This is a genomic window from Methylobacter sp. Wu8, from assembly GCF_036440755.1.
GTDB lineage: Bacteria > Pseudomonadota > Gammaproteobacteria > Methylococcales > Methylomonadaceae > Methylobacter_A > Methylobacter_A tundripaludum_A.
This window is the reverse complement of record NZ_JAZGVT010000049.1, coordinates 45,901-58,942: the sequence shown is the minus strand read 5'-3', so window position 1 is coordinate 58,942 and position 13,042 is coordinate 45,901. Positions and strand designations below refer to the sequence as shown.

13 protein-coding genes and 1 pseudogene are annotated in these 13,042 nt (G+C 51.3%); 9 read left to right on the top strand and 5 right to left on the bottom strand.

The window, feature by feature from the left end; all coding sequences use genetic code 11:
* Positions 1-499, bottom strand: a 499-nt coding sequence (locus V3O24_RS05545; protein ID WP_331306534.1) for an STN domain-containing protein, incomplete at its 3' end; no start/stop codon positions are given.
* 198 nt (positions 500-697) lie between these two features.
* Between V3O24_RS05545 and V3O24_RS05540 the strand changes: the two genes are divergently transcribed.
* Together V3O24_RS05540 and V3O24_RS05535 are read left to right on the top strand one after the other, a co-directional pair.
* A complete protein-coding gene (locus V3O24_RS05540; RefSeq protein WP_331306533.1) occupies positions 698-979 on the top strand; it encodes a BrnT family toxin in 282 nt (93 codons plus the stop codon).
* Entirely contained in the window at positions 954-1,289 is a 336-nt protein-coding gene (locus tag V3O24_RS05535) for a helix-turn-helix domain-containing protein (RefSeq protein WP_331306532.1), read from the top strand. Before V3O24_RS05540 ends, V3O24_RS05535 begins: the two co-directional genes overlap by 26 nt.
* Before the next feature lie 261 nt (positions 1,290-1,550).
* Here V3O24_RS05535 and V3O24_RS05530 read toward each other — a convergent pair whose 3' ends face one another.
* The 3 genes from V3O24_RS05530 to V3O24_RS05520 all read right to left on the bottom strand — a co-directional run bounded on the left by V3O24_RS05530 (position 1,551) and on the right by V3O24_RS05520 (position 3,731).
* On the bottom strand, positions 1,551-2,513 hold the full coding sequence (locus V3O24_RS05530) for a FecR family protein (RefSeq protein WP_331306531.1): 963 nt from the start codon (positions 2,511-2,513) through the stop codon (positions 1,551-1,553).
* 71 nt (positions 2,514-2,584) lie between these two features.
* Positions 2,585-3,148: a sigma-70 family RNA polymerase sigma factor gene (locus V3O24_RS05525; protein WP_331306530.1), complete on the bottom strand. Its 564-nt coding sequence runs from the start codon at positions 3,146-3,148 to the stop codon at positions 2,585-2,587.
* A gap of 253 nt (positions 3,149-3,401) precedes the next feature.
* The gene (locus V3O24_RS05520; protein ID WP_331306529.1) at positions 3,402-3,731 is read right to left on the bottom strand and encodes an IS1 family transposase; all 330 of its coding nucleotides are present in this window, start codon (positions 3,729-3,731) and stop codon (positions 3,402-3,404) included.
* 651 nt (positions 3,732-4,382) lie between these two features.
* Between V3O24_RS05520 and V3O24_RS05515 the strand changes: the two genes are divergently transcribed.
* The 6 genes and pseudogenes from V3O24_RS05515 to V3O24_RS05490 all read left to right on the top strand — a co-directional run.
* Positions 4,383-5,210: an RNA polymerase sigma factor gene (locus V3O24_RS05515; protein ID WP_331306528.1), complete on the top strand. Its 828-nt coding sequence runs from the start codon at positions 4,383-4,385 to the stop codon at positions 5,208-5,210.
* A 65-nt stretch (positions 5,211-5,275) separates the two neighbouring features.
* The gene (locus V3O24_RS05510) at positions 5,276-6,241 is read left to right on the top strand and encodes a FecR family protein (RefSeq protein WP_331306527.1); all 966 of its coding nucleotides are present in this window, start codon (positions 5,276-5,278) and stop codon (positions 6,239-6,241) included.
* Between the two features lie 259 nt (positions 6,242-6,500).
* Positions 6,501-8,891 (top strand): TonB-dependent receptor, encoded by a 2,391-nt coding sequence (locus tag V3O24_RS05505; RefSeq protein WP_331306526.1) that lies wholly within the window; start codon positions 6,501-6,503, stop codon positions 8,889-8,891.
* A 7-nt stretch (positions 8,892-8,898) separates the two neighbouring features.
* Positions 8,899-10,074: a PepSY-associated TM helix domain-containing protein gene (locus V3O24_RS05500; protein ID WP_331306525.1), complete on the top strand. Its 1,176-nt coding sequence runs from the start codon at positions 8,899-8,901 to the stop codon at positions 10,072-10,074.
* 167 nt (positions 10,075-10,241) lie between these two features.
* Positions 10,242-10,439, top strand: coding sequence for a hypothetical protein (locus V3O24_RS05495; RefSeq protein WP_331306524.1), 198 nt, complete (start codon positions 10,242-10,244; stop codon positions 10,437-10,439).
* Positions 10,424-11,184: pseudogene (locus V3O24_RS05490) on the top strand (PepSY-associated TM helix domain-containing protein); the annotation flags it as partial. The gene V3O24_RS05495 and the pseudogene V3O24_RS05490, both read left to right, overlap by 16 nt.
* A 40-nt stretch (positions 11,185-11,224) precedes the next feature.
* Here V3O24_RS05490 and V3O24_RS05485 read toward each other — a convergent pair.
* The gene (locus V3O24_RS05485; protein WP_104425230.1) at positions 11,225-11,815 is read right to left on the bottom strand and encodes a Uma2 family endonuclease; all 591 of its coding nucleotides are present in this window, start codon (positions 11,813-11,815) and stop codon (positions 11,225-11,227) included.
* A gap of 698 nt (positions 11,816-12,513) precedes the next feature.
* Between V3O24_RS05485 and V3O24_RS05480 the strand changes: the two genes are divergently transcribed.
* On the top strand, positions 12,514-12,990 hold the full coding sequence (locus V3O24_RS05480) for an RNA polymerase sigma factor (RefSeq protein ID WP_258076717.1): 477 nt from the start codon (positions 12,514-12,516) through the stop codon (positions 12,988-12,990).
* The last annotated feature ends 52 nt before the right edge of the window (positions 12,991-13,042 follow it).

The window sequence follows — 13,042 nt, the reverse complement described above, 5'->3', positions numbered from 1 at the left end:
CGGTCTTGGTCGCGCTGTTGGCATTCGGTACCGCATAATCGGTATTGTAAGGATCGTTAGGGTCATACTGCCGTTGTCCTTTAACCGTTACCCCGGACAAGGTTGTAGAGCCTGCTGCTCTAGAAACCGGCGCTTTTTCAAGCGTCACGGTATTGGTTCCGGTTAATCGATAATTTAGCCCGCTCCCTACCAGTAACTGCTGCAAAGCCTGCTGCGGGGTGTAGTTGCCGTTGACGGCGCTGGAGCGTACATCGTTCGCCATACCGGCAGGAAAACCGACTTGCCAGTCGCTGGCGGCGATGAAGGCGTTGAGAGCGTCCGCCAAGGGTTGGGCTGGAATATTAAAGCTAAGCGCCGCACTTTGCGGATTTGCGGCATTTTGCGCCGCAGTATCGGCAGCCATAACCGATAGCGGCGAACCGAATGCGGGCAATGCCAAGGCAATGGCGATAGTCAGTTTGCGCAATGTGCAGGGCGCGTTAGGGTGAAACCGAAGCATGAATTCTCCTTATTTGTAGTGTCGTAGTCAGCGCGTTTGTACGCGCACAAGTAACGAGACGTATCAGCATAGTTAACACACACTTGCGGGGAAATTTTTTTTCGTGGATTTAGTGTATCGCTATGCTTATTTTCAATAAGCCTTTGATCGATAGACGATTCGTTTGACAGACATAGTTCAATGAGCCATACTCCGTCCATGAATTTTGAATGGGACGAAAATAAAAGTAATGCCTGTTTTACTCAGCGTGGGTTTGATTTTGCTTATGTGGTGCATGCATTTCTGGATCCAGACCGGCTTGTTAAAAAAGATATGCGTTGGGATTATGGCGAAGAGCGTTATCAACTATTGGGAGCAATCGACCGGCGAGTGTTTTTTGTTGTCTACACATTCCGGGGCAGTGCAATCCGCATCATTTCAGCACGCAAGGCTAATCAACGAGAGGTGATCAACTATGAAAACAGTGCACATAAGCATTGATCCGGCGAAACGAGATTCGTTGCCTGAGGGCAGGCTGGATTTAGAGCGTCTGAATGCTACAACCGAACGCGATATCGCCAAGCAGCAACAGTTGGATGATGCGGTAGCCATGCTGGACGCAGCAAAATTTGCGCGTCGGGTTCGTAAGCGCTTGGGCTTGAGTCAATCTGAATTTTCTCGGCGAATTGATGTGTCGTTAGAGACTATTCGCAATTGGGAACAAGGCAAGCGTTGCCCGACAGGCGCAGCCAAAGCATTGTTGAAGATACTCGATAAAGCGCCTGAAGCCGCATTGGCGGCGCTGGATTAAAAATCTATGTCCAGGAACGGCATAAAATCAGGTCATATTGTTGAGATAAGCGATGCTGATGATCATCTGGAACTGTTGTATCCATTGCCAAGCAATTCTGTGGCTAATTTTCGAGGTTCTTTGAAACGGGATGTTTCTTTGGCGAATGAGCTGATAGATGAGCACAAACAGGAAGTTAAACGCGATTAAGGAACAAGCCGTGTTGCTGACTAGCGATCCTGAGTTTAATATGCTGGGCGATACAGTGGTGTCGATGAAAATTTAGCCTTTCAACACAGTCAAATACGGCGACAGGTTAATCACTTGCGCTCCGGCAATACCGGCCAAGGCGCGAACAATGGCCGCGATATCTTCCAGCTTGTAGTTACCGGTGACGCGGGTTTGGCCGAGTTTGGCGTCAGTGATGACTATAGCACCGGGGTGGTAGCGATCGAGTTCGGCGATCACCTCTGCCAACGGTTGATCCTGAAAGATCAACCGGCCGTTAAGCCAGGCGAAAGCCCGGCCAGTGTCGACCGGAGTGATTCCGGCAACGCCTTGGCCGGCGATGCTGGTATGCTGTCCGGCGGTGAGTTGGCGACTATCGCCCCGCAGCCCGGCGCAGACGACAATGCCGCTTTCGACATCAACCTGAGTAGCGCCGCCGGTTTTGACGCTAAAACGAGTGCCGACTACCCGCACCGTGCCTTGTTCCGTCTCGACGATAAATGGCCGGGTTTTGTCGGGCTGCACTTCAAAATAGGCTTCACCGCTGAGTATTTTTACGCCGCGCCGCTCGCCGATGGTGTTAAACGCCAGCGCAGTATCGGTGTTCAACGTGACCGCCGAACCGTCGGCCAACACTATGCGGCGTTGCTCGCCGGTAGCGGTCACTGCATCGGCTTGCCAGCGTTCTATCAAACCCGATCCAAGTAGCAGCCAGCCGCTCGCCAATACTATGCAGGCTGCGGCGGCCCAGCGTTGCGGGGGTGATTTTTGCTGTTTTTGCGGCAATGGAATCGCCGCGTATTGACTCAACGCAACATTCAGCGCCTGCGATTGCCACAACCGAGCGACCTTATCGTAAGCGGCTTGATGCGCCGGACTGGCGGCCAGCCAATCGGCAAATTCAGCCCGATCGCGTTGACTGGTTTTACTGTCCTGCAAACGGGCAAACCAAGCTAATGCCTGATCTTGCGTTGTACCCAAGGTGGAGGGCGATTTCGGTTCGGCGTGTAAAAACATAGGGTGTACAACTTAGATGATTTTGCAGAATTCTATCATTACTAGACGTGCGTAAAACACAAATCCACACTTTAAAACGGAGATTCCTCTTGTGCGGACAGTAAGTGCGCAAGAGCAACATGCACGTTTTTTTCCACCGCACTGCGGGAAATGCCGTAATGCCGGGCAATGCGTTCGTATGTCCAGTGATGAAATTTATGCAGTATCAGGATTTGACGGCGGCGTTCCGATAAGCCGTTCAGCGCGTCAAGCATCAGTGAGACTTTCTGCCGGTCGGCGGTTTGCTGCTCGGGTGTGGGGACAGTTGAAGGAATAGATTCCAGCAGCTTGCCGGTATCTTCGCCGTCTTTTGGAGTACTATCGCTACGCTGACGTATCTTTTCCTTGCGGAGATGATCCAGCGCCAGATTGCGGGCAATTTGATAAAGAAAAGGATGTGGATAGCTTATTTCCTGATTTTTTGAGGCTTGCAGCATTTTTAAGTAGGCTTCGTGCGCCAAATCTTCCGCTGTCTGCGGGCAACCGACGATGCGGTAGATAGTTTGAATTAACGATTGCCGATGATTTAAAAACAAATCATTGATAGTGAGTGTAAGGCTGGTCATGGCGATAGCTTGGCTGACGGATTGGAACATTCCTTTTCGATAGACTCAATAAGCCAGCAATAACCGAGCCAATAATTAGTGTGTTGATATTTAATGGGACTTATTGGTCACTGATTGCCGGAATACGGCATATGGCACATTGACTGCGTGAAATGACACAATTTTAGGCGCAACTATTGAGGCGGGTTCGGCTAATCAAGGTCGCCCCTACCCTAAAAAATAGGCTGTTGACGACTTGCAGAAAGCTGAACTTGGAAAATGGATCAAATTTAGCTCACTTCGATCATGGAACCTCAGCGGGTAGTGGGTTAAATCTGTAAGTGAGTCGTTTAATCCAGGTTCTGAAATTCAAATTTTTACGTTCAATTTTTTGTGTATTGCGCTTACCCACTTCATGCTTATCACTTTCAAGTTGACGCTCATAAGCGCCCCAATCATCGGTGTAATAACGGCTGATGCCAAAGGGCTCAAGTAATGCTTTCAGCTTTTTGAACACGACATCCTTGCGTTTGCCAAACACATAAGCCGGCACTGTGTTCGTCTCATGATCAACGGCATACCATAGCCAACGCTGATTGGACTTGTTGCCTACAAATGACCACTGTTCATCCATTTCAGCCTCATCACAAGCCAATTCCACTCCCACAGCTAGATTTCCTTTTGGATTTAAGGCCTGAAAGTTGGGATTTACTTGGACAATGCTGCTCGCTTTTTTTTAACGTGCTAATCACTGTATTTTTGTTGATCTTGAGAACTCGTGCTGTATCACGGATGCCACTGCCATTGATGGACATGTCCACAACTTGTTGTTTGATGCCGGGTTCGCAAGCCTTATAGCTTTTATGTCGTTATGGCCTTACTTAAAAAAATTCGTAACTGTTCAGCGTATGCTCAATAGAACACTGATCTAAAAGCGCAAACAAACTAAAAATCTGTGTAAATCAGTCCTATCCGTGTCGCCTGCTTTTGGCATCCGTGTTCTATTGAGCATACGGAAACAGTTCGCGTTGAACCCTTCGACAGGCTCGGGGCGAACGGGATTTTGGAAGGCTGAACTGATTTTCTTTAGGTTTATGCGGATGCTTTTTCGCGGTATCAAGCATAAATCCAGAACTGCGTCATATGCCTTATTCGACTGCGGCATATGACGCATTCTTTTTGCTGCGACTCCCAACCTGTTGTTATTTATGTTTAATTAACTGGCATGTGTATTGCTTGAAGGTTCTGTTTCTATTCTTATTTTGATCCAGTTCCTCATAACGCGATGTCTGAACCCAAGCACAGCTTCCTGCACGAGCTCTTCCTGCAACATGCTCATGAGGTCAGCGCCTTTATCAGCGGGCGCTGGCCTATGGAGCACGATGTCGCCGGCATCGTGCAGGAATCGTTTTTGCACCTGTCGTCGCAATACCCCAATCTCGAATCGCTGCATAACCCGCGCGCCTTACTCTTTAAAACGGCATCCACTATGGCCGAGGACCGGCTTCATCGTAAATCTCAGGAACATTCCACTCAAGAGACGGAAACCGCGGCAAATATGGATTTTTATGAGGAGACCTTGCCCCCCGATTCATCAGCGCCATTTCCGGCGGACGATCTCAATCGGATTTTTTTGGACGCGAGTTCGCAGCTACACCAGTTTCTGACCCGGCGGGTGCAATGCCCGGAAGCCGCGGCGGATCTGGCCCAGGAAGTTTATCTTCGCCTTCCGCAAATGCAGGCGTCCGTAGTCAGCGAAGGCGGCGTGCGTGCGTGGCTGTTTCGGGTGGCCTCAAACCTGTCGATTGATCATCTGCGCAGCCAACGCCGACATGCCGAATTGCTGAACCGGTTTTGCGGCAATGAAACAGAGATCGACAAAGCGCCGAGCCCTTATCGGACGGTCGTAGACCGCGACCGGCTCAAGCGGGTGCAAAACGCGCTTGGGGAATTGCCGGACCAATGCGCCGAAGTGCTTTACCTGAGCCGGATCGAAGGCTACAGCCATGCCGAAATCGCCCGGCAATTGGGCATTTCCAAAAGCCTGGTGGAAAAGCATGTCGTGCGAGCCCTGAACCATTGCCGTCAAGTGGCCGATGGGGAAGATGAATAATGTGGTTCAAGGCTGGCGCATTCGTTATAGTGATAAACAATCCCCCATTTTTTTGAGCCGTATCGATGAATGATTCCGCAGCGAAAACTAGCGAGCGTCTGGAGCAAGAGGCCGTCGCCTGGCATGTCCGCTTGACCTCGGGAGACATCAGTACGGTTGAGCGCGCCCGTTTTGAAGCATGGCGCAAGCAGAGCCCGGCGCATGACCACAGTTACCGTCAGATCGAGAATCTCTGGCGAATGATGGATGCGCCGGTGATAGCCGACAGGCAGCGGCGCAGGAAGCCGGGCAAGACGGCTAAAACCGCTCATTCTCTACGCTGGAGCGTGGGCCTGGCCGTGGCCGCATCGCTGTTGCTGACGGCCACTCTGGGCATGTTCCCTGATTATCTGAACGGATTCTGGGCCGATTACAGCACCCATATCGGCGAGCGAACCTCGATCCGTCTTGAGGACGGTAGCGTCGCCCATCTGAATACCGATACCGCGTTCGATGTAAGTTGGCGCGATAACGAAAGGCGCGTCGTCCTGTTTCGGGGGGAAGCGGAATTCGAGGTGGCTCACGACAGCAGCCGGCCGTTCCGGGTGCAGGCCGGCAACACCGTTACCGAAGCGCTCGGTACCCGCTTTATTGTCCGTTATGACGACTCGGCAGGAGCAGTGACGCTTCTGGAGGGCAAGGTTCGCACCGAACAGACGAAGAAGCAAGGAACGTTCATTACCCTGCATCCCGGCCAGCGTGCGACTTTCGATGCGCAAAGTTTGAGCGGGGTATTGGCGGCCGACGTATCGGCTGCCGAAGCCTGGCGCAGAGGCCGATTGATCATGAACTTCGTCACCCTGAAGCAAGTCGTCGCCGAAATCAACCGCTACCATCGCGGGCAGGTAACCCTGCTGGGCGATACCCTGGCCGATAAAGAAATCAACGTCGCTATCGACCTCAACAACATCGATGTCTGGCTGGACACGCTGAAGGATACGCTGCCGATCAAGATCCGGCGGGTAGGGCCTTTTGTGTTTTTGCAGTCCTGATCATCGATCCGTCCAGTATTACGATCCCGCTATGTTTTTAGGGAAGCGCTGAATAAATTGATTTCGCAAGCTCACCACGAACGAAATCAAAAGCTTATCGATCATCCTGAGCTTGTCGAAGGGTTAAATCAGCGCTTTCTTAGGGCGCGCACGGTAAGCCCGGCGACGCTGCGACAATTTGCCGCAGCTGTTTTTATGCGGTTCTTCATCGTCCCATTCGTAGTCATAAATAAGCACCTAACAACTACGAGGAAAAACCATGAAGAACACAGGAACACCGGCTTTAGCGTCAGGGAAAGGCAGCAAACGCGCCCGCATCGTCCTGCATATAGGCTTGGTTACATTAACCGCGCCGATGATGATTCAGGCCAATGAGGCGAGCACGTCAACCGCGGCAGGCGCTGTCAAAGCAGGGAGCCGCAACTATAGCATAGCCAAGCAGCCGCTTTATTCCGCGCTGAGCGCCTTTGCCGAACAGGCCGGAATCCAGTTCGCCTACAATGCGGAGATGGTCAAAAGCCTTTCTTCGCCGGGCGTGCAGGGACACTATAGCGCCGATGCGGCCTTGCAGCAGATATTGACAGGAACGGGCATCGGCTTTCGCCGCACCGGACCGAACACCGTGACGCTGGAGCCCAATAAATCGGTTAAAAAGCCGGATGCCGCTCCTGTCGTAGCGGCAAAAAAACCGCCGGTTGACAATTCCGTCTTTGAATTGGGGCAGATGACGGTGCCTTCGACGCCTTCAGGAACATTGCAAAGCCGGGATATTCTGAGTTCGGTCGATATTATGAATGCCGATAAAATCGAAAACCAAAACGTGCTGACCAGCTACGATTTATTCCACCGGATGCCGGGCGTGCAGATTACCCAGTTCAACCAAGGCACCACGACAGGGAAGTTTTCTTTTCGCGGCTTCAATGGCGAAGGCAATATTAATGGCGTTAAGCTGTTGATTGACGGCATCCCGAGCAATACCAACGACGGCAACATGCCTTTCATCGATGCGCTGTTTCCGTTGGAAATCGAGTCGATTGAAGTGGTTCGCGGCACCAACGACCCGCGCTACGGCCTGCATGCTATCGCCGGTAACGCCAACATATTCACCCGGCAAGGCGGCAATTACGCTAAGGGCCGGGTAAGTTACGGCAGTTTCGACACCCATGACGTTCAAACCGGTCTGGGCTACGAAACCGGCGGTTTCTCGCAAAACTACAGCGTGTCATACCGGGCAACCAACGGCTATCGCGACCATGCCTCTTCGGAAAAAAACGGTTTCTCCGGTAAATGGTTCTACACGCCCGAAAGCGAAAAGTACAAAGTCGGCTTGATTGCCCGATGGAGCGATGCGGATGCTGAAGAACCCGGATATTTGACCTTGGCGCAAGCTCGGGCCAATCCAACCCAATCGATGCCGCATAACGCGACTGACGGCGGCACCCGGCAAGTCGGACAAATCAGCGGGCATTTGGAGGTGAATGTAACCGACGATTTATTCTGGTCCACGAAAAGTTACGCCAATGTATTCGATGATCAACGCTGGGTCCGGTATAGCGCCGCCGAATCCCAGCAGGAGCGGCTGACTAATGAAGTCCAGTATGGCGGCACGACGTCGTTGACATACCGGCCGACAATTTCCTGGCTGAATGATTTCTCGTTAGAGACCGGCTTCGATATTCAACAGCAAGACAATAAAAGCCGGCGCTACAGGAATTTAAACCGGATCAGAACATCGCAAGTCCGGGACCAGGATTTTAGTTTCAATGTTTATGGCGGCTATTTGCAAGCCATGATTAAGCCGTTCAAATGGCTGAAACTGACGCCGGGGTTTCGCGCCGATACGGTTGGCGGCGACTATACCAACAAGCTTAATAATCAATCCTATGCGGTTAACGATTACGGCGCCATCTGGCAGCCTAAAATGGGCGCGGTTATTACGCCGATAGAAGGTTACAGCCTCTACGGCAATTGGGGCCGCACTTTCCAGGTTGCAGTGGGTACCGCTACGTTTAAAACCAATCCGAATCCGATTGATGTCGCTCCATCGATTAACGAGGGCTGGGAAGTCGGCCTTAAATTGGAACCGGTCGATTGGGCCGAAGGGCGCGTTGCTTATTGGCAGCAAACGGCCACTAATGAATCGAGCCGGGTTCTGAATAGCGCGAATAACGACTCAACGCTGATTGGCGCGACGGACCGCCAAGGCGTCGATGTGCAGGTTAAAATCAAACCGGTTGAATCGGTCAGCGTATGGACGACTTATTCCCTGCAAGAAGCCATCGTAGCCCAGCCGCCCAGCAATCCAGCGCTGACGGGTACGCAAATTTTCAACACCCCAAACTACCTGTTTTCCGGCGGTATCGATTATCAGATAACGCCCAAGCTGAAATCGTCGCTGTGGACGACCGGGCAAAGCAGTTATTACACCGATGAGGCGAATGCAAAAGGCAAATTCGGCGAATATGCGCTGTTAAACCTGGATTTGGGTTATCAGGTCAACAAAATCGTCGATTTGCAGTTCCAGGTAAAAAACCTCGCGGATACCTATTGGGAATATGTCTGGTATAACACCACGGTCAATCAAACCATGCATTCGCCCGGCGACGGCCGTGCGTTTTATGGCGCGATCAATGTCAAATACGATCTGTAGCTGACGCATGCCTGCCGGAACACATTTAACGAACCATTCCACGCGCCGTACAAAATGGCGCAAGGTGTGGCTGGCATTCCATCTTTACTTGGGCTTGAGTACCGGTTTGGTATTTGTCCTCGCGGGTCTTACCGGCAGCCTGCTGGTTTTTTATGTCGAACTGGATGAAATACTCAATCCGGCGCTGCACGTATCGACGACTCAGGCCCGGCAACAAGCGCAATCGTATGAAGCCGTCTTTCAGGCTATTCGCCAAGCTCATCCTGAACGCAACGCTTCCTGGCGGCTGGAAATGCCGCGCCATAACCAAGCCATGTTAATGGCGCGTTACTATAAACCTGCCGAAAAAACCGGCCTGTCTTTTGCGCCGCTGATCGTTTGGGTTAATCCCTATACTTCCGAAGTCGTCAGTAGCCGTTTTTGGGGCGAATTTGCGATGACCTGGCTGTTTGATCTTCATTATGCGTTACTGCTGGACGGTACCGGCAAAACGCTGATGGGCATTATCGGATTGCTGTTGCTGATACCTTTGCTTAGCGGCATCTATTTGTGGTGGCCTGCAACAGGCAAATTGCGTCAGGCATTGTCGATTAAGCGCGGCGCAAGCAGGGCCCGGTTCATTTTCGACCTGCACAAAACCCAAGGCGTTTACAGCTTTCCGGTTCTATTGCTGTTATTGGTCAGCGGCGCGATTTTGGAATTGCCCGCCGTATTTAAACCGCTGATTAATCATCTGTCGCCGTTGTACCGTGCCGAGGCCAATCGTTCGCCGTATCAAGCCGGATATTCCAGGATCAGTCTGGATCAGGCCGCCGCAACAGCCGAATCTCTTTATCCCGAGGCCGTTTTACGCTGGATAGAAACACCCGATGGGCAGGAGGGGGCGTATAGAATCATGCTGTACCAGCAAGGCGAGCCCAGTTTCCGCTTCCCAAAAACCACGGTCTGGGTCGATCAATACAGCGGTGCGGTATTATCAACAAGAAATCCAAGACTGGAGCGCATCGGCGATACGTTCATGAACTGGCTTCATCCTTTGCACAATGGCGAAATAGCCGGCATGGCGGGGCGGTTGCTGGTTTTTGTAAGCGGCTTTATTCCCGCCATACTCTATGTCACGGGCATCGTTCGCTGGCTGCAAAAGCGCCGTGCGCGGCGGTTGCAGATGATAAAAACCGGGTAATAGTCACCGCGGTAAAATCCAAAAAAACTGCGTTATATGCCTTATTTAGTTGCGGCATATGACGCATTTTTTTGGCCGGACGCATCAAACTATTGATACTGAAAGAAACATAAGCGGGCATGGATATTGCTTAAATGCACTGACGCCACTTCTGTCTTGCGCAACCGATGTCCGAATCCAAACCCAGTTTCCTGCATGACCTGTTCCTGAAACATGCCCACGAAGTCAACGCCTTTATTCGCGGACGCTGGCCCAGGGAACAGGATGTTGACGACATCATGCAGGAATCTTTTTTGCGGCTGTCGCAAGTTCCCAACCCGGAAACCATCATCAACCCGCGAGCCTTTCTGTTCCCAATACATTGATCGACTTCGTGTTCAAATTGCATTACGCGCTACTGATTAAGTCGCATGATGTCAGTACGGTGGCGGTAGGGCTGTCCGGCGCGTTATTGATGATCTCGGTGCTGACCGGCTTGATAGTTTGGTGGCCGCTGACCGGGCGCTGGCGGCAGGCTTTGACTGTCAAGCCTAAATCCGGCGGCATCCGCTGCAATTACGATCTGCACAAAGTCTTCGGTTCTTACACCGCGTTGGTAATGTTACCGGTGCTGTTTCCGGGATTTACATGGTGTTGCCGCATAACGTAGTGCCGGTGCTGGAATTGTTTTCGCCGGTGACTTACCGTTATTGGTTTCATTCCACGCCACCGACCGGCAATACCCAGGCCATAGGCATGGATCAAGCGGTCGCTATCGCCAGGCAACGCTATCCGGCCGGCCGACCGCACTTTATTTACGGTGCTCCCGAACCGACCCAAACCTATACCGTATGCCAGAATGGCGTCGATGCGCCCGGTAGCCTGTTGCAGCGGCGTTGCGTGGTGATGGATAGATACAGCGGCAAAATACTGGATTTGGATGATCCGACGATCGGCACGGCAGGCGAAGTGTTTACTCAGTGGCAATGGCCGTTGCATTCCGGGCAGGCGTTCGGCATGACGGGGCGGATTCTGGTGTTTTTATCGGGTTTGGCTTGTCCGGCACTGTTCATTACCGGCGTAATCCGTTGGCTGCAAAAACGCAGGGCGCATAAGTTAAAAGCAGCGTAACTTGGATCGCGGTCTTTTTGTCGACCCAACTCGCCTCTGTTTAGGGGAGTACTGTTTTTTGTTCACTGAAGGCCAGCACGTCTTCGTTGTTGACCTGATAGTAAATATCCTCAACAGAGATAGTAATCCCTAACGAGTGAAAGGTGATCGAATCGCCCAGATAGTAATAAGACGATTGCCAGTTTTGGCTGCGGCTGAATACTTGTATTTCGCCTTTGTCCTGCTCGATAAGCACGTATTCTTGCAGTGTGGGTATGGTTTGGCAGCGTATGCGTTTTCTGGTTTGATCGAATTTGCGGGTGGTTTTTGACAATACCTCAACGATGATAACCGGCGACTTTTTGTAGTATTCGTCTTCGTTGTCTTCGGCGCAGACCACCATGACATCGGGATAGAAAAAGTCTTCGGCAACCCTGACTTTCATGTCGGCCATAAAGGTTCGGCAAGGCGTGCCTTTCAGGTGGTTCTTTAATTCACTGAAGATGTTACCCGCCAGCAAGTTGTGGTTCTCGCTGGCGCCTGCCATCGCATAAACCTCGCCGTCGATCAGCTGGTGTTTTATGTCCGATAGTAATTCGCCTTGCAAATACTCTTCCGCACTGATGTGGCGAGGGATGGTTTGTAATGCCACGGGCTTGTCTCCGGTTATATAAGGGTGATTTTTTCAGCCAAACGGTCAGTTCAGTTTTATAAGAGGCTAAGGCAATGGCTTCGCCGGTTGGCTTGCGATAGATAATACAAAGATGATTAATTATTAGCAACTTATCCCGCCTGACTTGTCCGGCGTTATTCGTTTCCGGTGTGTTCGCCGCATAAGGCCTGCAATTTTCCGGTTGATTCTTGCTTTGTTGAAACAGTCAGGCAATTAGGTCAGCGTCCATTCGGCCGGATAAAGCCATATGACTTATTATAGTGTGTCATATAACCTATTTTTCATACTTAAAGCGGAATAACCAGTCTTCGAACCGAAGGCATAAATATCAAGCCGGTTGCATGATTAGCGGGAGGCTAAAGAAAAATCAGTTCAAGTGGCATTATATTTGCTTTTAGTTTGCCGGTAATTCGTTTACTTAGGATCTGGTTACAAATAACTTCCCGAAATCACTATTTTCGGTCGTCAAGCCGTTCGTGCTGAGCCTGTCGAAGCATGATCGGCTTGACGCGGTGGGTCGAAATTTTTCCGCCCACCCTTCGACAAGCTCAGGGCGAACGGAAAAATTTCATCCGATCCATGTCGGGAAGTTATTACTGACCATATCCTTAACTCCTCAAACTTAATGCCGGACATACGGAACTGTATCATCGATGAATCTGCTGCCGGAACACGGGATGTCAGCGCTTTTCCTGTTGCATCAAAAGGACTTGATGCAGTTTTTGACTTATAAAGTGCGTTGTGCCGAGACCGCAGCCGATTTGACACAGGAAACTTATTTGCGTATTGCGCATCATCCCGATGCAGGCAATATCGAAAATATGCGCGCCTACCTGTTTCGTATCGCCAATAATCTTGCCCTCGATTATCTTCGCAGTCAAACCCGGCAGAATAAACGTGATGCGGGGCCGGTTACGGAAGACTTTATCTGCCTGCAACCCGAGCCGGATGCCGCATTGTCCGACCACCAACAACTGGAGTTTCTTGAACAAATCATTTACGACCTGCCGCCGAAATGCCGCGCGGTTTTTCTGATGAGTCGCGTGGAAGGCAAAAGTTATACCGAGATCAGTGACGAGCTTGCTATCTCCCCACGCACCGTAGAGAGCCATATGCGCAAGGCATTGGAGCTGATTCGGAAACAGTTTGATTAATACCGCTCGCATAACGATGTCGCCTTGTAAGGGAAGCGGCGCTGTCGAACGT